26 protein-coding genes, 1 tRNA gene and 1 pseudogene are annotated in these 26154 nt (G+C 67.1%); 12 read left to right on the top strand and 16 right to left on the bottom strand.

Going from position 1 to position 26154, the window contains the following annotated elements:
- Positions 1-62 precede the first annotated feature (62 nt).
- Together MFF07_RS11640 and MFF07_RS11635 are read right to left on the bottom strand one after the other, a co-directional pair.
- Positions 63-1706 carry a DUF6538 domain-containing protein gene (locus MFF07_RS11640; RefSeq protein ID WP_238231972.1) on the bottom strand — a complete coding sequence of 548 codons (1644 nt, stop codon included), beginning with the start codon at positions 1704-1706 and terminating at the stop codon, positions 63-65.
- 86 nt (positions 1707-1792) lie between these two features.
- A tRNA-Leu gene (locus tag MFF07_RS11635) sits at positions 1793-1877 on the bottom strand.
- A gap of 289 nt (positions 1878-2166) precedes the next feature.
- On the opposite strand from MFF07_RS11635, the gene rpsO reads away from it, so the two are divergent.
- The 4 genes and pseudogenes from rpsO to MFF07_RS11615 all read left to right on the top strand — a co-directional run bounded on the left by rpsO (position 2167) and on the right by MFF07_RS11615 (position 8150).
- Positions 2167-2436, top strand: a complete 270-nt coding sequence (rpsO, locus tag MFF07_RS11630) for a 30S ribosomal protein S15 (protein WP_147817210.1) — start codon at positions 2167-2169, stop codon at positions 2434-2436.
- 208 nt (positions 2437-2644) lie between these two features.
- Positions 2645-4873: a polyribonucleotide nucleotidyltransferase gene (pnp, locus tag MFF07_RS11625; protein ID WP_147817209.1), complete on the top strand. Its 2229-nt coding sequence runs from the start codon at positions 2645-2647 to the stop codon at positions 4871-4873.
- A gap of 281 nt (positions 4874-5154) precedes the next feature.
- Positions 5155-7361, top strand: a pseudogene (locus tag MFF07_RS11620) (TonB-dependent receptor).
- A gap of 138 nt (positions 7362-7499) precedes the next feature.
- Positions 7500-8150: a glutathione S-transferase family protein gene (locus MFF07_RS11615; protein WP_238231970.1), complete on the top strand. Its 651-nt coding sequence runs from the start codon at positions 7500-7502 to the stop codon at positions 8148-8150.
- A 156-nt stretch (positions 8151-8306) separates the two neighbouring features.
- On the opposite strand, the gene MFF07_RS11610 is transcribed toward MFF07_RS11615, so the two are convergent.
- Complete coding sequence (locus MFF07_RS11610) at positions 8307-9128, bottom strand: alpha/beta fold hydrolase (RefSeq protein WP_238231968.1); 822 nt, start codon at positions 9126-9128, stop codon at positions 8307-8309.
- 164 nt (positions 9129-9292) lie between these two features.
- Here MFF07_RS11610 and MFF07_RS11605 point away from each other — a divergent pair, with 164 nt between their 5' ends.
- Complete coding sequence (locus tag MFF07_RS11605; RefSeq protein WP_147817205.1) at positions 9293-9523, top strand: YgaP family membrane protein; 231 nt, start codon at positions 9293-9295, stop codon at positions 9521-9523.
- A 158-nt stretch (positions 9524-9681) separates the two neighbouring features.
- Here the strand turns inward: MFF07_RS11605 and MFF07_RS11600 are convergent, their stop codons facing one another.
- Positions 9682-9948 carry a GlsB/YeaQ/YmgE family stress response membrane protein gene (locus tag MFF07_RS11600; RefSeq protein WP_147817204.1) on the bottom strand — a complete coding sequence of 89 codons (267 nt, stop codon included), beginning with the start codon at positions 9946-9948 and terminating at the stop codon, positions 9682-9684.
- Positions 9949-10168: 220 nt separating this feature from the next.
- On the opposite strand from MFF07_RS11600, the gene MFF07_RS11595 reads away from it, so the two are divergent.
- Positions 10169-10528: a RidA family protein gene (locus tag MFF07_RS11595; RefSeq protein ID WP_147817203.1), complete on the top strand. Its 360-nt coding sequence runs from the start codon at positions 10169-10171 to the stop codon at positions 10526-10528.
- A gap of 8 nt (positions 10529-10536) precedes the next feature.
- Complete coding sequence (locus tag MFF07_RS11590; protein WP_238231977.1) at positions 10537-11631, top strand: polyamine ABC transporter substrate-binding protein; 1095 nt, start codon at positions 10537-10539, stop codon at positions 11629-11631.
- Between the two features lie 180 nt (positions 11632-11811).
- Here MFF07_RS11590 and MFF07_RS11585 read toward each other — a convergent pair whose 3' ends face one another.
- On the bottom strand, positions 11812-12225 hold the full coding sequence (locus tag MFF07_RS11585) for a DUF3597 domain-containing protein (protein ID WP_238231966.1): 414 nt from the start codon (positions 12223-12225) through the stop codon (positions 11812-11814).
- A 200-nt stretch (positions 12226-12425) separates the two neighbouring features.
- On the opposite strand from MFF07_RS11585, the gene MFF07_RS11580 reads away from it, so the two are divergent.
- The 3 genes from MFF07_RS11580 (at position 12426) to MFF07_RS11570 (ending at position 15048) form a co-directional block, all read left to right on the top strand.
- Positions 12426-13436 carry an ABC transporter substrate-binding protein gene (locus MFF07_RS11580; RefSeq protein WP_238231963.1) on the top strand — a complete coding sequence of 337 codons (1011 nt, stop codon included), beginning with the start codon at positions 12426-12428 and terminating at the stop codon, positions 13434-13436.
- 107 nt (positions 13437-13543) lie between these two features.
- A complete protein-coding gene (locus tag MFF07_RS11575; RefSeq protein ID WP_238231961.1) occupies positions 13544-14296 on the top strand; it encodes an ABC transporter permease in 753 nt (250 codons plus the stop codon).
- Positions 14293-15048, top strand: coding sequence for an ABC transporter ATP-binding protein (locus tag MFF07_RS11570; RefSeq protein ID WP_147817199.1), 756 nt, complete (start codon positions 14293-14295; stop codon positions 15046-15048). Before MFF07_RS11575 ends, MFF07_RS11570 begins: the two co-directional genes overlap by 4 nt.
- A 3-nt stretch (positions 15049-15051) precedes the next feature.
- Here the strand turns inward: MFF07_RS11570 and MFF07_RS22535 are convergent, their stop codons facing one another.
- Positions 15052-16086 (bottom strand): methyl-accepting chemotaxis protein, encoded by a 1035-nt coding sequence (locus MFF07_RS22535; RefSeq protein WP_147817198.1) that lies wholly within the window; start codon positions 16084-16086, stop codon positions 15052-15054.
- A 256-nt stretch (positions 16087-16342) separates the two neighbouring features.
- On the opposite strand from MFF07_RS22535, the gene MFF07_RS11560 reads away from it, so the two are divergent.
- Together MFF07_RS11560 and MFF07_RS11555 are read left to right on the top strand one after the other, a co-directional pair.
- Positions 16343-16621: a hypothetical protein gene (locus tag MFF07_RS11560; RefSeq protein WP_147817197.1), complete on the top strand. Its 279-nt coding sequence runs from the start codon at positions 16343-16345 to the stop codon at positions 16619-16621.
- Between the two features lie 243 nt (positions 16622-16864).
- On the top strand, positions 16865-17131 hold the full coding sequence (locus MFF07_RS11555) for a hypothetical protein (RefSeq protein WP_238231959.1): 267 nt from the start codon (positions 16865-16867) through the stop codon (positions 17129-17131).
- 140 nt (positions 17132-17271) lie between these two features.
- On the opposite strand, the gene xoxF1 is transcribed toward MFF07_RS11555, so the two are convergent.
- From xoxF1 to MFF07_RS11505, 10 genes are all read right to left on the bottom strand, one after another.
- On the bottom strand, positions 17272-19077 hold the full coding sequence (gene xoxF1, locus MFF07_RS11550; RefSeq protein ID WP_147817196.1) for a lanthanide-dependent methanol dehydrogenase XoxF1: 1806 nt from the start codon (positions 19075-19077) through the stop codon (positions 17272-17274).
- Positions 19078-20048: 971 nt separating this feature from the next.
- Positions 20049-21143, bottom strand: coding sequence for an alpha/beta fold hydrolase (locus MFF07_RS11545; RefSeq protein ID WP_238231957.1), 1095 nt, complete (start codon positions 21141-21143; stop codon positions 20049-20051).
- A 263-nt stretch (positions 21144-21406) separates the two neighbouring features.
- On the bottom strand, positions 21407-22033 hold the full coding sequence (locus tag MFF07_RS11540) for a DUF938 domain-containing protein (RefSeq protein WP_147817218.1): 627 nt from the start codon (positions 22031-22033) through the stop codon (positions 21407-21409).
- A 165-nt stretch (positions 22034-22198) separates the two neighbouring features.
- Positions 22199-22726: an ankyrin repeat domain-containing protein gene (locus MFF07_RS11535; RefSeq protein ID WP_147817194.1), complete on the bottom strand. Its 528-nt coding sequence runs from the start codon at positions 22724-22726 to the stop codon at positions 22199-22201.
- 313 nt (positions 22727-23039) lie between these two features.
- Positions 23040-23750, bottom strand: a complete 711-nt coding sequence (locus MFF07_RS11530) for a di-trans,poly-cis-decaprenylcistransferase (RefSeq protein ID WP_147817193.1) — start codon at positions 23748-23750, stop codon at positions 23040-23042.
- Between the two features lie 108 nt (positions 23751-23858).
- Positions 23859-24248 (bottom strand): transcriptional regulator, encoded by a 390-nt coding sequence (locus MFF07_RS11525; RefSeq protein ID WP_147817192.1) that lies wholly within the window; start codon positions 24246-24248, stop codon positions 23859-23861.
- Positions 24235-24864, bottom strand: a complete 630-nt coding sequence (locus MFF07_RS11520; protein WP_147817191.1) for a hypothetical protein — start codon at positions 24862-24864, stop codon at positions 24235-24237. The genes MFF07_RS11525 and MFF07_RS11520 overlap by 14 nt, the downstream gene beginning before the upstream one ends.
- Before the next feature lie 90 nt (positions 24865-24954).
- On the bottom strand, positions 24955-25437 hold the full coding sequence (locus MFF07_RS11515; protein ID WP_147817190.1) for a VOC family protein: 483 nt from the start codon (positions 25435-25437) through the stop codon (positions 24955-24957).
- Positions 25438-25485: 48 nt separating this feature from the next.
- Positions 25486-25872, bottom strand: coding sequence for a type II toxin-antitoxin system VapC family toxin (locus MFF07_RS11510; protein WP_147817189.1), 387 nt, complete (start codon positions 25870-25872; stop codon positions 25486-25488).
- Positions 25869-26117, bottom strand: coding sequence for a type II toxin-antitoxin system Phd/YefM family antitoxin (locus MFF07_RS11505; RefSeq protein ID WP_147817188.1), 249 nt, complete (start codon positions 26115-26117; stop codon positions 25869-25871). The genes MFF07_RS11510 and MFF07_RS11505 overlap by 4 nt, the downstream gene beginning before the upstream one ends.
- Positions 26118-26154 lie beyond the last annotated feature (37 nt).

Below are 26154 nucleotides of genomic sequence, written 5' to 3'. Positions count from 1 at the left end.
GGTTTTGACACAGCCAGGGTCATCAACGGAAATTCAAAGTTGGCACTTTGCTGCTTGGTCAATCATAAAGTGATCCACGGCAGGCGCAGGATCGCATCACTGCGCGCCTTCAGCGAAACGCTGCCGTAGCGGCTACCTACGCTTTTGGCCGACCATCCGCAGATCGCATCGATTACATTGCCCTCGATGCCCGCCTCGGTCGCGACAGTGCAGAAGCGGTGCCGCCAGCTGTGGTTCGGGCTCACCCCAGGGTCATCAACATAATGGCGTGCGAACTCGCCCAGGCGGTTTTTCACTGCCTGCAGCGGTCCTGCGATCTTGCCCTCTGCATCCGGCACCAGAAAGAGTCGCTCCGCGCGTGAGCTCTCGACAAAGGCGGGGAAGCCGAGCTCGACGAGCTGCGGGTGCAGTGGCACCTCCCGGGCCTGCTTCGTTTTCACCGTCCCAGCCTCGGGCGTGATCTTGAGGATCCACACAGGGTCGGAATGGCCTGCGACCGCTTCCCGCCGAAGATCCTGACGGCGCATTTGCGCGATCTCGCCGACGCGCGCGCCGGTAAAAGCTAGAACCCAGGGGACCCAGTGTTTAGCGGCAAAGGTCTGCGGAAGTGCCCTGCCCGGCTTTAATTCTGCCGCCGCCCGCAAAAGCGTACGCGCTTCGTCGGTTGTGAACTCGCGCTCCCGCAGCTTCGCCTTGGAAACCTTCGCCACCGTCACGCTCACGGCTGGGTTCTCGACAAGACGGCCGTTGGCGACGCCCCAGCCGAACACCGCCTTTAGCCCAGCGAGATCGCTGTTTTTGACCGTCGTGGGCGAGAGTAGCTGCCCGTTGCTCTTTCGGCTCGCTAGGCGGTGATCCTTGAACCGACGGACGTCGTCGACCGTGACCCGGCTGGCCTCGTCATGGCCCAGGAAAGCGGAGAATTGCCGGAACGTGTTCATGTAAGATTCTCGGGTCGAATCCGATTTGCCGGTTTGTTCGGCCTCCCGCCACCACGCCTCGACAAGTTCAATTAGCCCAATAGCGTTAGCCGGCTTCGCCGATGGTGTTGCGGCGCGGACGGTCGCCAAGCTGGCTTCGGGCTCGCCGCGCGCGAGGGCCGCAAGCGTAAGACTTGCGCGCTGGACTTGGGCAGCGACGGCTTTGGCCACTCGCAGGGTGCTCGCCTCGTCCGCCTCAATGTCGTGCAGGGCCAACGCCGTCTCGGCCTGATCCCGGCACCACGCCTCAAGCTCGCTGACTTTCTCGGCCTGCGCAAAATCAAGGACTGCTCGAACAGCGACGCGACCGTCCTCGCGGCGCTCGATGAGGCCACCCGGCGAGCGCCATAGATGCCGGTAGAGATTGGTCGGCCAGAAACGCTGCTGGGTGGGGTTCTCCCGGTGCAGGCCAAGCCAGTGTGCGTACATCCACCCTGCACGCTCGCTCGCTTCGCGTTCGCTCAGGCTGCGGAGAACTGTGCTGGCGTCGGCGGCTGCACCCGGCACATCGTCGAGCTCGCTACGCCGAAGCTCTGCCCATCGTGCTTCGAGCCGAGCGATGGCTTCGGAATGGCGCTGCTTGGCCTCCAATGGCTCCCGCGTCTGAAGGCTGAAGTACTCGATAGCACGTCCCACGCGGGCGACAAGATCGCTCGGCACGCGCTTGCGCAGCCAGAAAATGCCGGTCTTGGGATGACGGGATGGGCGGGACATCGCGAGGACCATGTGTATCACCCGTGTGCATCACTCGGGCGAACCTAACCACATGATTTGACTGAACTTACCGGCGAAACAACCGCTTAGCGGTTGAGTGGTGCCCAGGAAAGGACTCGAACCTTCACCTCTTGCAAGACTGGTACCTGAAACCAGCGCGTCTACCAATTCCGCCACCTGGGCGTGCGGGCCGGGCCGATGGCCTGGGGCTCGAACGTGCGGCATCGTTTAGGGGGCTCTTGGGGTTGCGTCAATCGGATGTTTGGCGGTGTGGGCCGGTCCGTGCGGCGGCACTGGCGTTGTGCGGGCTTTCGTGTATGGTCCGCGCCGCCTCGACCCGGTGACGGGCGGGGCTTGAACCGCTTGCGCGCGACCCTGCTGGACGACATCCCGGCAGCGGCCGAGCCGCAGGCTGCAGCGCCTCCCGAGGGGAGGTCGCTCGTCCGACACACCCCACACCGAAAGGCCTGCGATGTCGATCTCGGCAGAGCGCAAGACCGCGCTCATCAAGGAATACGCCACGGGTGGCAAGGATACCGGTTCGCCGGAGGTCCAGGTCGCCATCCTCACCGAGCGGATCACCAACCTGACCGGCCACTTCAAGACCCACGGCAAGGACAACCACTCCCGCCGCGGCCTCCTGAAGATGGTCTCGCAGCGCCGCTCGCTGCTCGACTACGTCAAGCGCAAGGACGAGCCGCGCTACCGCTCGCTGATCGAGCGCCTCGGCATCCGCCGTTGATTTTTTGACAGTTTGCGCGGCCCCTCATTCGGGGCCGCGTTTCGAAAAGGGCTGTCCGGACATGGGTCCGGCCGGACCACCACCGGGCGACTTCGAGGCGCGACGCTCAGGGCAGGATCGCGAGAGGCTTCTTCAGGCGGAGCCTCTCGCCGTCTTGCCCCTGGCGGCGCCGGGTTCGCCCGCCGCATGAAGGCAAGGATAAAAAAGAATGTTCGACGTCCAACGTGAAGAATTGATGTGGGGCGACCGCAAGCTCGTCCTCGAGACGGGCAAGATCGCCCGCCAGGCCGACGGCGCCGTGCTCGCCACCTACGGCGAGACCACCGTGCTCGCCACCGTCGTCGCGGCGAAGGAGCCGAAGGTCGGCATCGACTTCATGCCGCTCACCGTGAACTACCAGGAGCGCGCCTACGCCGCCGGCCGCATCCCCGGCGGCTACTTCAAGCGCGAAGGCCGCCCCTCCGAGAAGGAGACGCTGGTCTCCCGTCTGATCGACCGTCCGATCCGTCCGCTCTTCATCGAGGGCTGGCGCAACGACACCCAGGTCACCGTCACGGTTCTCAGCCACGACCTCGAGAACGATCCGGACATCGTCGCGATGGTGGCGACGTCGGCCGCCCTGACGCTGTCGGGCATCCCGTTCATGGGTCCGATCGGCGCGGCGCGCGTCGGCTGGCTCAACGGCGCCTACAAGCTGAACCCGGCCGTCAACGAGACGAAGGAAGAATCGACCCTCGACCTCATCGTCGCCGGCACCACCGACGCCGTGCTGATGGTCGAATCGGAGGCGAAGGAGCTCTCCGAGGACGTGATGCTCGGCGCTGTGATGTTCGGCCACAAGCATTTCCAGCCGGTGATCGAGGCGATCATCCGCCTGGCCGAGAAGGCCGCCAAGGAGCCGCGCGATTTCTCCCCGCCGGAGAACGCCGAGGCCGAGAAGGCCGTGCTCGAGATCGGCGAGGCCGAGCTGCGCGAGGCCTACAAGAAGACGGTCAAGCAGGAGCGCTACGCCGCCGTCGACGCCGTGAAGGCGAAGGTTGTCGCTGCCCTCTGCCCGTCGGACGGCGAGCAGAAGTTCAGCCCTGAGAAGGTCAAGGCCGCCTTCAAGGAGGCGCAGTCCAAGGTCGTGCGCTGGAACGTGCTCGACACCGGCTCGCGCATCGACGGCCGCGACCTCAAGACGGTCCGCCCGATCGTCTCCGACGTCGGCGTGCTGCCGCGCGCCCACGGCTCGGCGGTGTTCACCCGCGGCGAGACCCAGGCCTTCGTGGTCGCGACGCTGGGCACCGGCGAGGACGAGCAGTTCATCGACGCGCTGGAAGGCACCTACAAGGAGCGCTTCCTGCTCCACTACAACTTCCCTCCCTATTCCGTCGGCGAGACCGGCCGGATGGGTTCGCCGGGACGCCGCGAGATCGGCCACGGCAAGCTCGCCTGGCGCGCGATCCGGCCCGTGCTGCCGCCGGCGCACGAGTTCCCCTACACGATCCGCGTGGTCTCCGAGATCACCGAGTCGAACGGCTCGTCCTCCATGGCCTCGGTCTGCGGCGGCTCGCTGTCGCTGATGGATGCGGGCGTGCCCCTGCGCCGTCCGGTCGCCGGCATCGCCATGGGCCTCATCCTCGAGGGTGAGCGCTTCGCAGTGCTGTCCGACATCCTCGGCGACGAGGATCACCTCGGCGACATGGACTTCAAGGTGGCCGGCACGGACGAGGGCATCACCTCGCTCCAGATGGACATCAAGATCGCCGGCATCACCGAGGAGATCATGAAGGTCGCCCTCGCCCAGGCGAAGGACGGACGCGCGCACATCCTGGTCGAGATGGCCAAGGCGCTGACCGCGGCCCGCCCCGAGCTCGGCGAGTACGCCCCGCGCATCGAGACGATGCAGATCCCCACCGACAAGATCCGCGACGTGATCGGCACCGGCGGCAAGATCATCCGCGAGATCGTCGAGAAGACCGGCGCCAAGATCAACATCGAGGACACCGGCATCGTCAAGATCGCCTCGTCCGACGGCAATGCGATCAAGGCGGCCTACAATTGGATCCGCTCCATCGTCGCCGAGCCCGAGGCCGGCACGATCTATGACGGCACCATCGTCAAGATCATGGAGTTCGGCGCCTTCGTGAACTTCTTCGGCGCCAAGGACGGCCTCGTCCACATCTCCGAACTCGCCCCGCAGCGGGTCGCCAAGGTCGGCGACGTCGTGGCCGAAGGCCAGAAGGTCAAGGTCAAGTTTTTGGGCGCCGACGACCGCGGCAAGATCCGCCTCTCGATGAAGGTCGTCGACCAGGAGACCGGCGAGGACCTCACCGAGAAGCTCAAGGCCGAGCGCGCCGCCCGCGGCGAGCCCGAGCCGGAAGAGCGCGAGCGCGAGCCGCGCGGCGATCGTGACCGCGGCCCCCGCCGCGAGCGCGGCCCCCGCCGCGACTGAGCTTCTGGCTCAGACGGTGATCCGATGAAGCGCGGTCCCTCGGGGCCGCGCTTTTTCTTTGGGGCCAAGCCATGTGGCCGGCTCATCTGTCGGTCCGGAATCGACGGACGTTCCGAAAAGTATCGGCAAAGCTGCCGCTTTATCCCGATCTAGGTAATCCAATAAATAATATAAAGATTTTGAGAGTGCTGCCGGATTATGGCTAAGCTTGCGAGCGTTCATCTTGGTAAAACAGGGGGGCGTTCATGCTTAGGACTAGCAACGGGCCATTGCGCCTTGTGATGGCACTCGCCGGTTCTACCAGTCTGGCAAGTATTCCCTGCGCTATCGCGACGTCCGCCCTGGCTCAACCGCTTCCGGCCGTGCAGGCGGTGCATCCCGGGCCGCAGGCCCCATCGGTCGGCGGCGTGACGCTCGACATGATCAGCGTGGCTGGAACGGGCGGCGGCGTCATCGTCGACAGTTCCGGCGCCCAAGTCGGCTACATCGCCAAGCGGCTGCGTTCGGCGACGAAGACCGATACGGCGCTGATCGATACGCCGCAGGCGATCTCCATCGTCACCCAGCAGCAGATCCGCGACCAGAACGTCCAGAGCATCGGCGAAGCGCTCCGCTACGTCCCCGGCGTCTCCGTGGCGCAGGGCGAGGGTCACCGCGACGAGACCTCATCCGCGGCCAGCGCACGACCGCCGACTTCTTCGTCAACGGCATCCGCGACGACGCCCGCTATTTTCGCGATCTCTACAACACCCAGCGCATCGAGGTGCTGAAAGGCCCCAACGCGATGATCTTCGGCCGCGGCGGCGGAGGCGGCATCGTCAACCGGGTGCTCAAGGAAGCGGACGGTGTGCCGATCCGCGAAGTCCTGGTGCAGGGCGGCCAGTTCTTCAACAAGCGCGTGGCTTTGGATGTCGGCGACCGCGTCTCCGATACGGTCTTCTTCCGCCTCAACGGGGTGTTCGAGGACACCGAGACCTACCGCGACTTCATCGACGTCCGCCGCTACGGCGTGAATCCGACGATGACCTTCCTGCTCGGGCCGCAGACGACCCTGCGCCTGTCCTACGAGTATTTCTCGGACAACCGCATCGCGGATCGCGGCATCCCCTCGCAGTTCGGGCGTCCCTGGCGCTACCGCGAAAACACCAGCACGCTCTTCGGCGCGCCCTTCATGTCGAACGGCTTCGTCGACGCCCATATCGGCACCGCGCAGCTGGATCACGTCTTCGAAAACGGTGTGATCATGCGCAGTCAGTCGCGCATCGCCGACTACGCGAAGTATCATCAGAACGCCTACCCGAACGGTCCCGTCAATGCCGACGAGACATCGTTCGTGATGCGCGGCTATGGCAGCCAGACCGACCGTACGAACTACTTCAACCAGACCGACTTCACCTACAAGTTCGACACCGGACCCATCGCCCATACCGTGGTGGCCGGTGTGGAACTCGGTTACCAGGAGGGGGTCGATTTCCGGCGCGACTTCATCTGGAACGCGACCGGCAGCCGCAATCTCCCCGTCAATCCCTTCATGCCGACCACGACGGAGGGGGCGGTCCTCCGGAACCTCGCCACCGGTCGAAACAACACCTATCGGCTCGGCGTGGTCTCCGCCTTCGTCCAGGACCAGATCGCGATCAGCGAACACCTGCAGTTCATCGTCGGCGGACGCTTCGACCGCTTCGACTTCGAATCGCGCGACCGTCGCCCCGACCCCGCGACCGGCCTGCCCAGCCAACCCAACGCCCGCGTCGACAACCTCGTTTCGCCGCGCGTCGGCGTCGTGGTGAAGCCGCTGCCGGAGCTGGCCTTCTACGGCAGCTATTCGGTCTCCTTCCTGCCGAGCGCGGGCGATCAGTTCCGCGTGCTGGACCCGACGACCGCGCTGTCCGTGCCCGAGCGGTTCGAGAATATGGAAATCGGCGTGAAGTACGACATCACGCCGACCTTCCAGTTCACGGCCGCGCTGTTCAACCTCGACCGCGACAACCAGCCGATCCCGTCATCCACCGAAGCGGGTTTCTCCGCCGGCCTCGGCCAGACACGCACCCAGGGCATCGAGATCGGCCTGGCGGGCTACGCGACCGATTGGTGGCAGATCTCCGGCGGCTACGCTTATACCGAGCCGCGCATCCTCGCCGATCTCGACGACGACGGCGACACGATCGCGGCGGGCAACCTCGTCGGCGGCGTTCCGCTCAATACTTTCAGCCTTTGGAATAAGTTCGACATCAACGCCCAATTCGCCGTCGGCGTCGGCTATATCTATCAGGATCCCAGCTTCGCATCGTCGGACAACACGGTGCGCCTGCCGAGCTTCTCGCGGTTCGATGCCGGTGTCTTCTACCAGATCAACGAGTCGATGCGGGCCCAGGTGAACATCGAGAACGTCTTCGATCGGCGCTACGTCGTCTCGGCACACAACAACAACAACATCCTCCCCGGCGCGCCGAGGACGGTCCGCGTGCAGCTGATCGCACGGTTCTGAGGGCGGCGACGGGCAGGGCCTGGAGCCTGCCCCTCGCGTGCGTCCGGAGCCGAATCGCTGTATCGGCTGCCGGCACCGGCGTAGGTGCTGTCGCGAGGCGCCGCGCCTCTCGCAAGCGTGCCGATCACGGAGCCGGCCATGACCGACGATCTCGTCTTCTACACCCACCCGATGTCCCGCGGCCGGATCGTGCGCTGGATGCTGGAGGAGGTCGGGCAGCCGTATCGCACGGAGATCATGGGCTTCGGGACGACGACCCGGCAGCCCGGTTATCTCGCCATCAACCCGATGGGGAAGGTGCCCGCGATCCGCCACGGCGACGCCGTGGTGACGGAATGCGCCGCGATCCTCGCCTATCTCGCCGACGCTTTTCCCGGGGCCGGCCTCGCGCCGCCCGCGGGCGACCGGGCGCGCGGGCCGTATTACCGCTGGCTGTTCTTCGGGGCCGGCCCCGTCGAGGCGGCGGTCGTGAACAGCGTGCTCAAGGTCCAGGTGCCGGACGATCCGCAGATGCGCGGCATGGTCGGCTACGGCAGCCTGGAGGCGGTGCTCGACACCCTCGAAGGCGCGGTATCGCAGACCGAGTATCTCGCCGGCGACCGCTTCAGCGCGGCCGATCTCTACATCGGCGCGCATCTCGGCTGGGGCATGCAGTTCGGCACGATCCCGAAGCGCCCCGCCTTCGAGGCCTATGCCGGCCGGCTCTACGCCCGTCCCGCCGCGGTCAGGGCGCGGGAGATCGACGACGCGCTGATTGCCGAGCAGAGGGCGGCCACGCCGCAGGCTTGACGCAAATTCCATCGATTCCAACCCAAAGCCCTCATCCCGAGGTGCTGCGAAGCAGCCTCGAAGGAGAGTTCCAGGGATCGCGCGCTGGCTGGAGCCCTCCCTCGAGGGGCGCTGACGCGGCCACTTCGGGATGAGGGTGTGGGGTGGGACGCGGGCCTACCCCTTCGCGAAGGCGATCAGATCCTGGCTCAGCCGGTCCTTGTGGGTCGCGTAGAGTCCGTGCGGCGCGCCTTCGTAGACCTTGAGCTCCGCCCCCGGGATCGCCTCCGCCGCGCGCTTGCCGCTGACGGCGAAGGGCACGACCTGGTCGTCGTCGCCGTGGATCACCAGGGTCGGCTTGTCGAAGGCCTTGAGGTCCTGCCGGAAATCGGTGGTGCCGAAGGCGTCGACGCAACGGAGCGTGCCGCGCAGGCCCGCCTGCAGCGCCATCTGCAGCGTCCATTGCTGCAGACCCTCCGAGACATTCATCCCCGGACGGCCGACGCCCAGAAAGGTCTTTCCGAAATCGACGAAGAACTGCGCGCGGTCGGCGGAAATGCCCTGCTTCATGCCGTCGAACACCGAGCCGTCGACGCCGTCGGGGTTGTCCGGGCCCTTCAGCAGGCAGGGCGGCACGGCGCCGACCAGCGCGGCTGCACCGATGCGGGCGGTGCCGTGGCGGCCGATGTAGCGGGCGACCTCGCCGCCGCCCATGGAGAAGCCGACGAGGACGGCGTTCGAGAGATCGCCGTGCTCGATCACCGCGGCGAGGTCGTCGGCGAAGGTGTCGTAATCGTAGCCGCCGCTTGGCTGGCTCGACCGGCCGAAGCCGCGCCGGTCGTAGGCGATGACGCGAAACCCCGCCTCGGCCAGCGCCTGGGACTGGTAGTCCCACATGTCGGCGTTGAGCGGCCAGCCGTGGATCAGCACCACCGGGCGGCCCGTGCCCCAGGACTTCACGTAGAGTTCGGTTCCGTCCTGCGTCGTGATCGTCGGCATGGTTCCTCCTGCGGTGTCATGGCCGGGCTGTTCTCCCGAGGGGAACGCACGTGGCCGGTCCGCGTTCGCCCGGCGTTACCGTGATCCGACCACGGCGCGATGATCGCGCCGGGGTCGTCCGCCGCACGCGCGGCGTCCACCTACGCACCCGGAGAGCACGCCCGATGGCGAACGAGTTGATCGAGGAGATTTTCAGCGGCGAGCCGAATATCGGCTTCACGGAGCGGGCCGTGTCGGTGGCCCTCGGCCTCGGCATCGCGGCCGCCGCCGCCCAGCCCCGCCCGAACCAGTGGCTCAGCCTCGCCGCGCTCGTCGTCGGCGTGGGGCTGGCGGTGCGCGGGGCGACGGGTCATTGCCCGGTGAAGGCGGTACAGGGCGGCCGCTCGGCGATCTGAGGCGAGAGAGTTCGTTCTCGAAGCCCGAACCACCTCTCCTGGGCGCATGAAGCGGCAGCGGAATGCGATCCGGGGAAGGGCATCGGTGTTGGGACAAGGCAAAAAGAAAGGGCGCCGGATCCGATCCGGCGCCCTTTCCTGTTCCGTGCCGGCTTGCGTCAGAGCGACGTCGAGCGGGTCCGGCCGGCGATGAAGCCGTAGATGGCGAGGACGACGATCGCGCCGACGATCGCGCCGATGAAGCCCGCGCCCTGATTCGGCCCATACCAGCCGAGCGCCTGGCCGAGGAAGGTCGCGACGAAGGCGCCGACGATGCCGAGGATGGTGGTCAGGATGAAGCCCGAGGGCTCCTTGTCGCCCGGCATGATGAACTTGGCGATGACACCGGCGAGAAAGCCGATGATGATGGTCCAGAGAATGCCCATGGCTGCTGTGTCCTAGACTTAGGGGTATGCGGCTCCGCTCGAAGCGACATGCTTGGTGCGACTTGGCCGTACAATGGTGCGAGAACGCGGCGGCTGCCCTCGGAGTTGCGCCGCGCTGCGAATTTGTGTCGCGATGCGGCACGCGCGCCGGGGCTCTTTACGCGGGGCGGCCGGAGGGGTCAGAGAGCACCGTTCTTCCACGACGAGGTCCAGACCTGCGATGACGATCGAGCGTTTCGAAAAAGGCCCGCGCATGAGCCAGGCCGCCGCCACCGGCGACATGGTCTATCTCGCGGGGCAGGTCGCGGCCGACACGGTGGGCACCGGCGTCACTGCGCAGACCCAGCAGGTGCTGGAGCAGATCGACCGCCTGCTCGCGGCGGCCGGCAGCGACAAGAGCCGCATCCTCTCGGCCACGATCTACCTCGCCGACATGGCGGGCTTCCCCGAGATGAACGCCGCCTGGGATGCCTGGGTCGACCGCGACGAACCGCCGGCCCGCGCCACCGTCGAGGCGAAGCTCGCCGGCCCGGCCTATCTGGTGGAGATCGTCGTCGTCGCCACGCGGTCCGCGCGGTGAGGCCCCCGCTGCGCCGTGCCGTCTTCGCCGTCCTCGCGCTGGTCGCACCGGGTCTCGGCGGGCCGGCGCGCGCGGCGGACCGGGTGATCGCGATCTACAACTGGTCGGACTACATCGACCCCAAGGTGCTCGACGCCTTCACCAAGGAGACCGGCATCACGGTCGTCTACGACACCTACGACAGCAACGAGGTGCTCGAGACGCGGCTGCTCGCGGGAAAATCCGGTTACGACGTGGTCGCGCCGTCCGGGCCGTTCCTGCAGCGGCTGATCCGGGCCGGCGTGTTCCAGCCCCTCGACAAGGCGAAGCTGCCAAACCTCGTCAACGTCTGGCCCGAGATCGCCGGACGGCTGCAGGCCTACGATCCCGGCAACGCCTACGCCGTCGACTACATGTGGGGCACCACCGGCATCGGCCTGAACCTCGACATGGTGCGCGAAAAGCTCGGCCCCGATGCGGCGCTGAACTCCTGGAGCCTCGTCCTCAACCCGAGCACGATGAACAAGCTCAAGGAGTGCGGGGTGATGATGATCGACAGCCCCGAGGACCTGATCCCGTCGATCCTGCCGTTCTACGGGCCGAAGATGGACCCCAAGCGCTGGGACGACATCTCGAAGGTCACGGACGCGCTCTACAAGGTGCGCGGCTCGATCCGGAAATTCCATTCGTCGGAATACATCAACGCGCTGGCCAACGGCGATATCTGTGTCGCGGTCGGCTATTCCGGCGACGTGCTGCAGGCGAAGAAGCGCGCGGAGGAGGCCAAGAACGACGTCAAGATCACCTACCAGATCCCGCGCGAGGGCGCGGAGATGTGGTTCGACACCTTCGCGATCCCCAAGGACGCCCCCCACGCCGCCGACGCGCACGTCTTCCTGAACTACATGCTCCGGCCCGAGGTGGCGGCGGCGAACACCGACTTCGTCTCCTATGCCAGCGGCAACCTGCCGGCGAAGAAGCTGGTGAAGCCCGAGATCCTGGCCAATCCCGGCATCTACCCGGACGAGGCCACGATGCAGCGCCTCGTGGTCAACACCGCCTGGGTCGACCAGACCCAGCGCTTCGTGACGCGCTTGTGGACCCGGATCCGCACGGGGCGGTGAGGGTCTCTCTCCTCCCCCTTGTGGGGAGAAGTTGGAGGTAGGGGTGGTTCCGCCTGCCGGCGTCGGACCAAGCGGAGCCATCCCCACCCTCGGTCCCTCCCCACAAGGGGGAGGGAAGAGTGCGGCCCACGAAAAAGCCCGGCGCTCACGCACCGGGCTCGACGCTTAACTCACAAAAACTCAGTCCTTGAGATCGGCCGGAACCTTGCCGCCGTTCTCCTCCAGCTTCTTGATGACCTGCTTGTGCAGCCAGACGTTCATCGTGGCGGAGTCGTTCTTGTCGCCAGTGTAGTGGAGCTCGTCGGCGAGCTTCTGGCGGGCGCCGAGGCTCGAATCGAGGTCGATCAGCTTCAGCAGGTCGACGATCGAGGTCTTCCAGTTCAGCTTCTGCGGGTTGTCGGCGGCGAGTTTGGCGAGGTTCGCCTCGATGTCGATCGAGCCGGGGGCCGCGGTGGTGCCACCGCCGGTCGAGGCGGGAGACGCGGCCGTGTCGCCGCCCGTGGAGGCGGGGGCGTCGGCGGGTTTCGCCTGGGCGTCGGAGCTGCCTCCGAACGGGTGGAGGATCTTGCTGACGATGCTGCCGAGAAAGCTCATGGCGGAGTCCCTTGATTTGTGCCGCGCGATTGCAGTTTGCGAGCCGCCGTTAACGAAACCGTGAGGCCGGGTGTTCCGCGCAAATGCCCGCGCCGGAGCACCCTCGGGTTTTCCATCGCGCGCCGCGGGCACATTCCGGCTTGACGTTTCGGGGGGCCGTGCGATGGGGACGAGGCGTTTCCCCTGAAACCGGTGAGCCGATGCGTCTCCTCCTCAGCGCCGTGGCGGTCCTTGCCGGGCTTCTCGGCCCCCTGCCCGCCTCGGCCGAGCCGGTGCCGGTGCGCGTCGGCGTGATCCCGGTGATCGGCGCGGCGCCGGTCTTCGTGGCGCGGGGCGAGGGCTGGCTGAAGGAGGCGGGGCTGGAGCCGAGCTTCACCACCTTCGAATCTGGCCCGAACATGATCCAGGCGCTCGCGTCCGGCACCATCGACGTCTACGTCGCCGGCATCGCGCCGCTGGCGGTGGCCCGCACCAAGGGCATCGACGTCCGCGTGGTCGCCGCCACCGCCGTCGAAGAGATGGTGTTCGTCGCCGGTCCGAAGCTCGCGCCGTACTTCGCCAGCGCACCCAGCAAGGCCGAGGCCTTCAAGGCGTTCCGGGCCAAGGAGGGCCGCGCCGCCCGCCTCGCCACGCAGCCGCCGGGCTCGGTGCCGAACACCACCCTGCAGCACTGGCTCTGGCAGGTGGCGAAGGCCGACAAGGCGGATGCCGAGGTGGTGCCGATGGGCATCGACGCGACGCAGCAGGCGGTGCTCGCCGGCGCCATGGACGGCGCCTCGATCCGCGAGCCGGCGCTGACCATCGTCCAGCTGCGCAACCCGGCGATCAAGCTGATCGCCACGGGGGGCGAGATGTTCCCCGACCAGCCCGGCACTGTGGTCGCGGTCTACGGAAAGTTCGCCGACAAGAACCCCGCCGCCGTCGAGGGGCTAGTGAAGGCGCTGGTGCGCGCCACCGACCTCCTGAAATCCGATCCGGCCCGGGCCGCGCCGCATGTCGAGGCGGCGCTCGGCAAGGGTATCACCGACGTCGCCACCATCCAGAAGGCGATCTCCTCGCCGGCCGCAAAATTCATCACCGACCCGCGCACGATCATCGCCGCGACCAAGGCGATGCAGGCCTATCAGGTCTCGATCGGCACCCTCGACAAGGAGGCACCGATCGAGGGGCTGTTCGATGCGCGGCCGTATGAGAAGGCCGTGGCGCCTTAAGTGTCGGCTCGCTTCGCCTCGCCTTTGACCGCGTCGGTGCGGCCCCTCCCCGTCATTGCTTCGCCTGCGGCTCGCAATGACGGGTATTGGATCGGGGGCTCTGCCGCATGACCCGCCTCCGCGCGACCGGCCTCGCCCTCCTCGGGCTCCTCGCCTTCCTCTGCGTGTGGGAGGCCGTGCCCCGGCTCGATCTCGTCAACCCGGCCTTCCTGCCGCCGCCCTCGACGATTCCCGCCGCCCTGCTCAAGGAGATCGCGAGCGGGGCCTGGCTCGTGGCGGTGATCGAGAGCCTGAGCCACTACGTGGTCGGCCTCGGCGTCGGCGCGGGCGCGGGCATGGCGCTCGGCATCGTCGCGGGTATGTTCCGGTCCTTCGAGAACCTGACCGCCTGGGTCGTGCGCCTGCTGCGGCCGATCCCCGGGCTCGCCTGGGTGCCCTTCGCCATCATCTGGTTCGGCGTCGAGCCGCGGGCGGCGGTGTTCATCATCGCCGTCGGCGTGTTCTGGATCGTGTTTTTTGCCACGCAAGGCGCGGTGCGGAGCGTCGACCGGGATCTCGTCGAGGTGGCGCAGGCCTTCGGCTACCGCTCGGCCTGGTCGCGTCTCACAAAAATCCTGCTGCCGGCGGCGACGCCCGGCATTCTGGTCGGCCTGCGCACGGCGCTCGGCCAGGCCTGGATGGCGGTGGTGGCCGCCGAGATCTTCGGGGTGCCCGGCATCGGGCAGCGCATGATGCAGGCGTCGTCGCTGCTCTCCACCGACATCGTGGTGGTCTACATGCTGACCATGGCCGCCCTCTACGGCCTGTTCGACACCGCCTTCGTCGCCCTACAGGGCTGGCTATTGCGGTGGCGGCCATGAGTCCGATTATCGACATCAAAGGCCTGAGCCTCGCCTATGAGCGCGACGGGCGGCAGAACGTCATCCTGAAAGAGCTCGACCTCGCGATCCCGCGCGGGCAGTTCCTGGTGATCGTCGGCGAGTCCGGGGTGGGCAAGTCGACGCTGCTGCGCGTGCTGATCGACCTCGCCAAGCCCAGCGGCGGCACGGTGATCGTGAACGCCGACCCGGCGAACGAGACGCCGATGGCGCTGGTGTTTCAGGATGCGCGCCTGCTGCCGTGGCGGAAGGTGCTGGCGAACGTCGCCTTCGGCCTGGAGCGCCTGGGGATTCCGAAGCCCGAACGCTGTGCGCGTGCGAAGAAAATGCTGTCGCTGGTGGGCCTCGGCGACCTCGGAGGGCGCTGGCCGCACCAGCTCTCCGGCGGCCAGCGCCAGCGCGTGGCGCTGGCCCGCGCGCTCGCCGTCGAGCCCGAGGTGCTGCTGATGGACGAGCCCTTCTCGGCGCTCGACAGCTTCACCCGCGAGGGGCTGCAGGACGAGGTCCAGCGTATCCAGCAGGCGACGGGCAAGACCGTGCTGTTCGTGACCCACGACATCGACGAGGCGGTTTACTTGGCGGACCGCGTCGTGGTGCTGGCGGGGGCGCCGGGCCGGATCGCTGCCGACGTCACCATCGATCAGCCGCGCCCCCGCGCGCGGCGCGACGCCGCCCTGGTCGAGGCCGCGCGGCAGCTGCGCGGGGAGCTGTCGCGGCGCTCGTCGGATCTGTAGGGCCTACCCCGCCGCCTGCTCGATCACCCCGCGCCAGCCCAGCCCGCGATAGGTCTCGTAGCCGGGCGTGTCGTGGAACGCGACGAGGCGCCCTTGCGGGTCGTGGTAGTGGCCCTGGTCCCGGCCGTCTGTGCGCAGCGGGTAGCGCTCGCCCAGAATCCCCTGCCCCCGCGAGCAGGCCAGCACGCGGTTGGCGGCGTCGAGCAGCATGACGCGGCTGCGCTCGCGCTCGCCCGGCATCAGCCGGACACCCTCGACGATGGCGCGGGCCTGCGGCTCCCAGTCGAAATGGATCGCGAGGTAGCCCAGCGGCCGCCCCTGCGCCTCGCCGCCCGCGCGGACGGAAGCGAGGTAGGTCGCGACCTGGGCGCCGCCGAGGGCGGGCTGGCGCATCACCTCGCCCGCCGCGAAATCCTCGCCCGAGCGCAGGCCGCGGGCCAGCGCGAACCACGGTTCGCTCGCGGCGCTGTGGCCGGCGACCGAAAAGCGCTCCGGCCGGCCGTTGGCGAGGACGCGGCCGTCCAGCCCGATCAGCCAGAGGTCGAGATAGACGGTGTAGGAGGAGAGGATCACCCCGAGCCGCCGGCCGGCATGGCCGCGCGCCGCCTCGCTCGGGTCCGCCGCGCAATCGACCACCGCGGCGTCGGTGGCCCACCAGCGCACGTCGCAGGTGCGCTCGTAGAGGTTGCGGTCGATGATCTCGACGGCGTTGAGGGCGAGGTCGACGCAGCGCGCCGCCCGCGCCTCCCCGGCCAGCCCCTCGACGGCCCGGGCGAGGTCGTCGATGCGGCTGCCGAGGCTGAGGCCGAGCTCGCCGGCGATGCGCTCGACCTCCGACGAGATGGTGCGGACCTCCTGCGCCACGACCGAGAACCCGGCCCCCTTCTCGCCGGCATGCGCCGCCTCGATCAGCGCGTTGAGCGCCAGCAGCTTCATCCGCCCGGTGATCGACTGGATCGCGGCGAGGTTCGACGAGGCCGTCGCCTTGAGGCTCCTGGTGGAGGTTCCAACCAGTTCGGCGAGCGAAGACGAGCTCATGGACTATCCCGGCAGGATGCTGTCCCGGCGGGCAGCTCTACAACCGCTAAGATAATTTGTTGCTTGCTAACAACTTCTGAATCGGGACAAGCCAGCGCTTTATCAGCTTACCTGAACTATAATACAGGATGATGTTCGGTTGAGCAGGACGGTCACGTTTTAATCCCGTGGAAGGGGCGGCCCAGCCATGCGCAACCGGACATTGCTCAAGCCCGCTGCCCTCCAGCATTTGCCCAGAAAAAGGGCATTCGTACATATGATTTGGGCAACGAGGCAGGTTCGGGACAGCGAGGTCCGGTCGATCGCGGATCTGTTCCGGGATCAGGCGGCGGCCTTCGATTCCACCGGGCAGATGCTGCTCCTCAGCCTCAACGCGGATTGGCCGATGGTCCGCCTCTGGGTCGCCGTGCCCGACGAGGGGCTGCTCGGGCCGTATTACGGCTTCAGCGTCTGCGCGCGCCAGGACCTGCCCCTCGCTCCGGCCCTGATCGCGGGGGACGTGTCCCGTTTCCAGCGGCTCTTCCAGGGCGTGTAGTCCCCGATCGCGGCCTCAAGTGAGGGCGCCTGCAGGTAGACTGTGCGCTACCTGACAAACCGGAATAATCCCAAAATAATTGCAAAATAAATGGGATTAAAACTGAGCTAGTCTTGGTGTGAAAACGCACATTGACACTGCTTTTTGGGTGCTAACCAGGCAAATGCCTCACGAATGTGCGGCAAGTGGCGCTTAAAGGAGCTGACATTGCTTGGAGTTTGTGCACGCGCACCTATCGTTGCTATGGCGCTCGGCCTTCTGATGACGCCGGCCGTCGCGAAACCGCAGACGCTGATGGATCTGTTCAGCGGCCGCAGCTCGCCCGCCTGTCCGAAGTATCAGCAGAGCCCGCAGCACTTCTGCAACGTCGTGGTGCGCCAGTCCGGCGGGAATCCGACCCAGGACATGACCGGCTCGATCGGCCACGCGAAGTCGTATCAGAGCAACGGCGGCCCACGCTGCAAGGTGATCTGCCGCTATACGGCCAGCAACTACGATGGCCTTCGCTGACGACGCGAAGCCGCGCCCGATCGCATGGCGACCGGGCGCGGCTTCCTGCATCGGTGCGCGAGCCCGGACGGAGCCGGGGGTCGCGACAAAAAAATGCCGGCGCGGTGACCCGCGCCGGCATTCGTCGTTCTGCGTGAGGTTCAGCGGTTCGGCAGAGCGAACACGGTGAGCTGACCACCGAGGTTGGTGTAGCTCGAGAGAGCGGCGTAGCCGCCCACCGCGCCGAGGCCGGCGTTCGGGTCGGTCAGGCCGGCCGCGAGGCCGATGCCGGCCCAGCCGCCGACACCCGACAGGATGCCGATGAACTGCTTGCCCTTGAACTCGTAGGTCATCACGTTGCCGATGATGCCCGACGGGGTCTTGAACTTGTAGAGTTCCTTACCCGTCTTGGCGTCGACGGCCTTCAGGTAACCTTCGAGCGTGCCGTAGAAGACCACGTCGCCGGCCGTTGCGAGAGCGCCGCCCCAGGCGGAGAACTGCTCGGGGTTCGACCACTTGATCTTGCCGGCGACACCGTCCCAGGCGATGAAGTTGCCCATGCCGCCATGGCTGTTCGGCGCGGGGTACATCGACAGGGTGGCGCCGACATAGGGCTGACCCGGGGTGTAGGAGACCTTGAAGGGCTCGTAGTCCATGCAGACGTGGTTGGTCGGCACGTAGAACAGCGCGGTCTTCGGCGAGTAGGCCGCAGGCTGCTGGTCCTTGGAGCCGAGAGCCGCCGGGCAGATGCCCTTCGAGTTCACGTCTTCACCGTTCTGCTCGGTCGAGTACTTGGAGACGACGAGCGGCCGGCCGTAGGTCTTGGAGTCCTTGTCCATGTCGACCTTGGTGGCCCAGTTCACCACCGGATCGTACTTCTCGGCGACCAGGAGCTCGCCGGTGGCGCGATCGAGGGTGTAGCCGAAGCCGTTACGGTCGAAGTGGGTCAGGAGCGGACGCTCCTTGCCGTCGACCTTCTGATCCGTGAGGATCATCTCGTTGATGCCGTCGAAGTCCCACTCGTCGTGCGGGGTCATCTGGTAGACCCACTTGGCGACGCCGGTATCGGGGTTACGGGCGAAAATGGTCATCGACCACTTGTTGTCGCCCGGACGCTGCTTGGGGTTCCAGGTCGAGGGGTTGCCCGAGCCGTAGTAGAACAGGTCCAGCTTGGGGTCGTAGGAGTACCAGCCCCAGGTCGAACCGCCGCCGGTCTTCCACTGGTCGCCTTCCCAGGTCTTGATCGAGGAGTCCTTGCCGATGGGCTTGCCCTTGTCGGTGGTCTTCTCGGGGTCGACGAGCAGCTGGTCGTCGGTGCCGACCGAGTAGGCGCGCCAGGCCTTCTTGCCGTCCTTCAGATTGTAGGCGGTGACGCTGCCCTGGATGCCGAACTCGCCGCCCGAGATGCCGATGATGACCTTGTCCTTCACCGGGAGAACGGTGGCGGTGTTGGTCTCGCCCTTGCCCGGGTCGCCGTTCTTGACGGACCAGTTGACCTTGCCGGTCTTCGCGTCGAGCGAGACGAGCGTGGTGTCGGCCTGGTGCAGGAGGATGGCGCCGTCGGCATAGGCGAGGCCGCGGTTGACCGTGTCGCAGCACATGACCGGGATCACGGCCGGGTCCTGCTTGGGCTCGTACTTCCAGACGATCTTGCTCTCGGCCGCGAGGTCGAGGGCGTAAACGATGTTCGGGAAGGGCGTGTGCAGGTACATCATGTTGCCGATGACCAGCGGCGAGCCCTCGTGGCCGCGCAGCACGCCGGTCGAGAAGGTCCAGGCGACCTGGAGGTTCTTCACGTTGGAGGCGTTGATCTGATCGAGCTTCGAATAGCGCGTGTTGGCGTAGTCGACGGTCTGAAGCGCCTGTTCCGCCGGGTTGGCGATGGACTTCAGGATGCTTTCGTTGGCGAGCGCCGGGGTCGCAACTGCGAGACCCGCGCCGAGTGCGAGAAGATGTGCCGCTCTCATGGTTCCTCCGTAAGGAAACGTCGACTGCCGGCCGATCGTGACGACGCGGGGCGGCCGGTTTCCGTTGTTTGCCGAATGCCTGGTCGTTGCCAGAGACCATCGCCGCTTGCCGCGAGAGACGGTCAGCGCTCCTAAGCATCCGCGCCCGACGTATCGGGCCACGGCTCCAATGAGCGCCGGACGAGAATAGCCGAGAGCTGCGCAAAATCAATAATAATTTTTTAAATCGAAGATCTTATTCAATGCAATGAGATAAAAAATCGATTAAAATACGCGTTAAGGCCCGATAAAGCGTATCAGGCTTTGCCGGGCTATTCTTATGATGCTGTTATTCTTCTGTCGGTTTAGCGTCGAGATCGATGTTCTTGTTCTGGATTGATTGACACCGACCGTTTCTTCGTTATTTTTCACCTTGTTTGCGACTGGATCTCATCTGCTCTTTGGGGTGTACCGCTCGGGAGCTTTTTGATCGGGGCGGGGTCTTCATGGCCCCGCCTTTTTCTTGCCCGGTCCTGTCACGTTGGCTCGGCCTGACCGCATCGCCTCCCATTCAGGGGCAATGTAGAGAATATAAGCTTATTGTGAGTATGCTCTATCGAGCGTTGCCGTAGGCTGCGAGCCTATCGCATGCGACGGTGATCGAAATTTCGAGCCTCGTCAAACGGCGGGATGATTAGGCAATACCAGTCAGGTAATACAGGTACTTATTGCGGGTCGTTTTGCGAAATCGGACGTCGCCGGCAGAAAGTCCTGCCGCCGACCGCGTGCGGGCTCACAATGCGGCATGCGATCGGCCGCTATCGAGCGCTTGGTCGAGAGGCCGGTGCGTTAGGAATAATTGAGTTTATCCTGTTTTCGGCTCCACCTGTCCGGAGACGCAGCCCCGTTCCGGACGCCCGCCGTGCAGCGGACGGTGATCCGGGACATGGGTGCGCGCACCGAGACATCGGGCGGAAACCGAATGCCGCCCGCTACCGCGCCGGCGCCCCGCCCGGCCCCTCGGCCGAGTTCGCGCCCTCCGTCGTCGCCTTCGGGCTCGCCAGGAACTCGGCGAGATAGCCCTTCCACAATTTGGCGAAGCGCAGCGACTGGTGGCCGTGCGTCTCGGCGGAGGTCGGGACCAGCACGAAGCGGCCGTCCTTCAGCCGGGCCATCGCGGGGTTCATCACGTCGAGCTGCGGTGGGTTCAGCTCGTCGTCGGCGAAGTTGACGGCGAGGACCTTCGCCGTGATCCGGTCGAGCCCCGGATAGGGGTCGTAGTCGAAGGTCGAGTCGAACCAGTACAGCCAGTCATTGGCGTCGGCCTTGCCGGAAAAACCGTCGGCGATGGTGTCGTAGAGCCGGTTGGCGTCGGCATGGGTCGGGGCCTGCTTCTGCAGGCCGAGCACGCTCTCGGTCATGATGTTGAAGATCGGCAGGATCTTTTGGAAGTGCTTCGGCTGTTCCGTGTAGGCGCCGCCCTGCCAGTCGGGATCGTTGCGGATGCCCTCGATGAGGAGGCGCCGCCACAGGGCGTTGCGCCCGCTCACGGCGATCGGCTGGCTCGCCACCGCCATGATCAGGTCCATCGCCGCCGGATAGCGCTCGCCCCACATCCAGGCCTGCATGCCGCCCATGGAGGTGCCGAGCACCATGCGCAGGTGCTTCAGGCCGAGCCCCTCGGTCACCACCCGGTACTGGCCCTCGACGACGTCGCCGTAGCCGTAGCGCGGAAAATCCGCCTTCAGCCCGTCCGAGGGTTTCGACGAGCCGCCGCGGCCGAGCCCGTCCGGCAGGATCACAAAGTATCTTTGCGCATCGAGCGGTGCGCCCGGCCCGAACAGCTCGGGCCCGAGGGACGGGATCAGGAAGGACTTGCCGGTGCCGGTGGTGCCGTGGAGGACGAGCACGGCGTTGTCGACCTCGCCCTGCGCGTTTGTGTGCGGCGTGCCGAGGGTGGTGTAGTGCAGCTTCACCTCGGGCAGCGTCACGCCGCTGGAGAAGCGAAAATCCTTCGCGACGTAATCCGCCTCGGTCTGGTTCGGAAACGCCGCGGGCGCAGCCTGAGCCGTTGCCGTCGCCAGCATCAGGAATCCTGCAAAGGATCCAAGGCGTCCGAAGGGTCGTGCCATGATCGTCCGCTCCCCGCTCGCGCGTCTCGTCCGCAGCGCGGGCGCATGAAGACGCGTCGGGCGCCGTCGGTCAAATCGCCTCGATGGGATTGTCGATGCGGCTGGCGGACCCGCATGCCGGTCTCGGCGCGATCGTTGGCGACGCCGCTCGGTGGAGCTGCCGTTCCGTGTTTCTCGGGGGAGGTGTTTCTTTGGGGGAACTGCCGTGATCGCCGCCGCTACTTACCGGTGACGCGCCGAAACACCAGGCTGAGATTGTTCGCCGGCATCGCCACGCGCTCGGTCAGGACGAGCCCCTGCCTCGCGCCGGCCGTTACGACGGCTTCGACATCGCGAAGGCCCCAGTGCGGGTCGCGGTCGCGGAGGTCCGCATCGAAGGCCGCGTTGCTCGGTGCGGTGTGCGCACCATCCACGGTGAAAGGGCCGTAGAGCACCAGCAGGCCGCCCGCGGGCAGCACCTGCCCTGCCCCGGCCATCAGGCCCTCGGTAACGGACCAGGGCGCAATGTGGATCAGGTTGATCGCCAGGACCGCCTCGGCCCGGTCGACCGGCCAGTCGGCCGTGCCGGCATCGAGTCGGACTGGCGGGAGCAGATTGGGCAGCCCGGCGGCGCGGGCATGAGCGGCGATGCTGCGCAGCGCGGCCGATTCCGGGTCGCTCGGTTGCCAGCGCAGCGCCGGGAGCGCACCGGCAAAGTGCACGGCATGCTCGCCGGAGCCGCTCGCGATCTCCAGCACGCGCCCTGTGGGCGGCAGGACGCGTGTCAGGACTTGGAGGATGACGTCGCGGTTGCGCGCCACCGCCGGGGCGACGAGGGCCTCGCCGTCGAGATCCCATCCGAGCATCGTCAGATCCCGACTGCCGAGGAGCGAAGGTGGCATATCCTACCTCGTGCCAGCGGCCGTAAACTTTGGCTCTTTCGGCAATCAGCGGCTGGCAAGCACGACTGCGCGGCACCGCACAGCCCTTGAGACGTCAGTCGAAAGGGCCACTGGTATAACGGCCGCTCCTTACCCCTTCGCCTGCGCCAACTGCCCCGGCGTCTGCGTCGCGCCCATCGATTCGGCCAGCGCCGCGGCGGTGAGGCCGGAGGCGTCGCGGCGGTCGGGGTCGGCGCCGTGGGCGAGGAGGAGGGCGACGATCTCGGTGCGGTCGAACATCGCCGCGACCATCAGGGCGGTGCGCGAGCCGTCGGCCTCGCCGTCGACCTTCGCGCCGTGGGCGAGGAGCTGTCGGGTGATGTCGAGTTCGCCCTTGAAGGCGGCGCCGGCGAGCGGGGTCTGGCCGCGGTCGTTGGCGAGTTCGGGGTCGCCGCCGGCCTCGAGGATCACGCGGGTGGCCGCCTCCTGGCCGTTATAGGCGGCGAGCATCAGCAGGCTGTCGCCCTTGTCGTTGCGGATGTTGGCGGGCAGGCCCTGCTCGAACAGCTCCGCGAGCTCGTCGGCATGTCCCAGCCGCGCGTACTGGAAGATGCGGCCGGCGAAGGCGAGGGTCTCGTCGTCGAGGACGGGAATGGAGGCGGTCTCCTGAGTCTGCATTCAAAACTCTCTTTGACTCATGAGGAAGCCCATCTGGAGTCGGCGCGCGCGCCGTCCAGCCTCACCGATGCAGAAAGGTTGGGCAGTGGTGATCGGGGCGGAGGCCCGACTCACGGCGGGCGGCCTCACGCCCTCCTGTTATCGCGACGGGTCGGATTTGTCTCGCCGAACCTGAGCCGCCGAAATGGTTGTACCGCTCGCGTCCGGTATCGAACGGTCGGCGCTCGGACGGCTCTCATGATGACGCGATGGGCGTCCCGGCGCATATCCCGGCGCCCTCCGGGTCTATCGCGGGCAGCATGGCCGGGTTGGTTCAGGCGGCGACCGGGACCGCCTTGAGGCCGCCGAAACGGCGGTCGCGCCGCGCGAAGTCGGCCACCGCCGCGGCAAGGTCCGCCTCCCCGAAATCCGGCCACATCCGGTCGGTGAAATGCAGCTCGGCATAGGCCGCCTCCCAGAGCAGGAAGTCGGAGAGCCGCTTCTCGCCGCCGGTGCGGATCAGCAGGTCGACATCACCGCAAGTCTTTGCGTCTTCGACGAGAATCTGCCCGACGGCCTCACGCGTGGCATCCGGCCCGAGGCGGGCTGCGGCTGCCAGGATCGCGTCGCGGGAGGAGTAGTCGACGGCGATGCGCAGGGACAGCTTGGTGCCGCCGGCGGTGGCGGCCTCGGCCCGCTCGATCGCTTCGGGTATGCCCATGGGCAGGCGGTCGCGCCGTCCGAACACCGTCAGCCGAGTGCCGGTGCGGGCGAGCCGCCCGGTCTCCGAGCGCAGATAGGCCTTCAGCAGCCGCATCAGGCCGCCGACCTCGGTGTCCGGCCGCTTCCAGTTGTCGCTGGCAAAAGCGAACAGCGTCAACGTGTCGATGCCCAGGTCCGGCGCCGCCTCGGCGGTCCGCCGGATCGCCTCGACGCCCATCCGGTGGCCGGCCCCGCGCGGCAGCCCGCGTTGCGTCGCCCAGCGGCCGTTGCCGTCCATGATGATCGCGGCGTGCAGGCCTCTGCCGTCGGGATCGGGTCGCATCGTCGAATCTCCGGGCACGGGACGGTACCTGTGGTTCTGGATGGTCCGGTCACACGCACAGGGTGTGCCGGAGACGTGGGGCGGTTTCGCGGTCGATTGCTGACGAAATCACGTCGACCCGGCAAAGGGTTCGGTCATCAGGCGGGGCGTCTCGGGCACGCGCCCGGCGGCCTTGGCCGCGTCGCGCACGACCTGCTCCAGCACGCCGAGATAATCGAGGAAGCGGATCCGGCCCGTCGGCGTCAGGCGGCAGAGCGTCTGCGGGCGGTTGTGGTCGTAGCCCTTCTCCAGGCTGACGAAATCCGCCTCCTGCAGCACGGCGAGGTGCCGGCTCAGGTTGCCGTCCGTCAGCCCGCACAGGCGCCGCAGGTCGGGGAAGGGGAGGCCCTTCGGGTGGGCGACGAGAGAGGTCAGCACCGAGAGGCGCGCCTTCTCGTGGATCACCCGGTCGAGCCCGTCGTAGGAGAAGCGGCCGTCGGTGGTGTCAGAGAGCGGCATCGAGGCCTCCCTGATGATCGCGCATGGCGCGGTGCATGATGAGGGCGAGCATCCCCTGCCCTGCCGCGAAGGGCAGGCCCATCAGCCAGGGCGAGAGGGTGTGGTCCGTGCTGGCCATCGCGAAGACGGACAGTCCGGCAAGGAGATACCAGGCCCCGGCGAGCTGCACCGGCCGCGGCAGGATGCGGGCGGCGGCGAACAGGCCGAGGCCGGTCAGCACCTGCCAGAGGCCCGGCAGCATCCAGACCTGATCCGGCGCGAACCGCGCCACGACCAGGGCGAGGCAGAGCCCGATGCCGGCCGACGGCAGAAAGCTCTCGATGGCGTTCGTCACCATGGCGTCCGCCAGCCCCGAATGCAGCCGCCGCGAGCGCCGTACGGTCTCCACGCCGATCAGCGCGAAGGCGATCGCGGCCGCGGCGATCCAGATTCCGAAATAGGCCAACGGCTTGTCGGACGGCTCGTCGAGCCACCAGGCCTGCAGGCAGGCCGTGGCCAGGGCCAGAGCGCCGGTGGCGGCCAGCGTCGCCGAGCCGAGGCCGCGAAACGCCGTCTCGCGCGCGATCTGCGAGCGGATCGCGACGATGTCGGCCAGTGCCTTGTCCAGGTCCCGCATGCGGGCCGCCCCTCGCGAATCGCGCTTTGTAATACAAAGTAGATTCGGCTGCAGAGGTTGGCAACCGACATTTCAGGTTGTTCAAGCGCTTCAGGCGGTTGCGCGTAGTCCGGCGAGATCGAGCCGCCGCGTCACCATCTGCAGGGCGCCGCCCTCGTCGCGGGGCCACTCCGCCTCCGGCCGGTCCCGGTAGAGTTCGACGCCGTTGCCGTCGGGGTCTCGTAGGTAGAGGGCTTCGCTGACGCCGTGGTCGCTGGCGCCGTCGAGGGCGATGCCGGCCGCCTCGACCCGGCGCAGGGCGTCGGCGAGGGCCGCGCGGGTCGGGTAGAGGATCGCGAGGTGGTAGAGCCCGGTGGTGCCGGGCGCCGGTGCTTCGCCGCCGGCACTCTCCCAGGTGTTGAGGCCGATATGGTGGTGATAGCCGCCGGCCGAGACGAAGGCTGCCCGATCGCCCAGGCGCTGCGTGAGCGCGAAGCCGAGCACGCCGCGATAGAACCCGAGCGCCCGCTCGAGGTCGGCCACCTTCAGGTGGACGTGGCCGATGCGGGTCTCGGGGTGGATCGAATCGGTCATGGGCAGGTCCTTGAGAGCGGGCGCCGGGTTAGCCTTTCCCTCATCACGTCAGACCGCCCGGATCGGTCCCGGGTACCGCGCCATCACGGCATCCGCCGTCGCCAGGGTGATGCCCTCGACCGTGGCCTGCGCGATCAGCAAGCGGTCGAACGGGTCCTTGTGGATCGGCGGCAGGCCCTCGACGGCGACGGCATGCGCGCCGAGGATCGTCAGTTCCTCGTAGCCGTTGTCGAGCAGCGCGCGGCGTAGCACGCGGCGGTCGGTACGAAAGTTCGCACGGCCGAGCCCGCGCTTGATCGCGACCTCCCAGATGCTGACGACGCTGAAGACGGGCGAGGTGCCGGGGTCCACCATCAATTGGCGCGCCGCCGCCGACAGACGGTCGGGGTCTGCCGCTCCCCAAAGCAGCAGATGCGTGTCGAGGAGGACTCTCACTCGTCCTCGCCCTCGAACATCCGGATGATCTCGTCCTGGCCCATGGTGTCGAAGTCGTCGGGCACCGAGATCTGGCCCTTCAGGAAGCCGAGACGCCGCTTCACGAAGGGCGCTGGCACGTCGAGCGCCACGACCTTCACCAGGGGCTTGCCGTCCCTGGCGATCACGAAGGGCTCGCCGCCGGCAGCCTCGTCGACGAGGCGCGCGAACTCCGTATCGGTTTCAGGCAGATCGATCGTCTTCATCCCGGCCTCCGACCGTGGTGGACCAGCCTACCCCGCT

The sequence above is a fragment of the Methylobacterium thuringiense genome, from assembly GCF_022179645.1.
GTDB lineage: Bacteria > Pseudomonadota > Alphaproteobacteria > Rhizobiales > Beijerinckiaceae > Methylobacterium > Methylobacterium thuringiense.
Note: the sequence above shows the minus strand (reverse complement) of the source record. Positions and strands in the feature narration are given on the sequence as shown.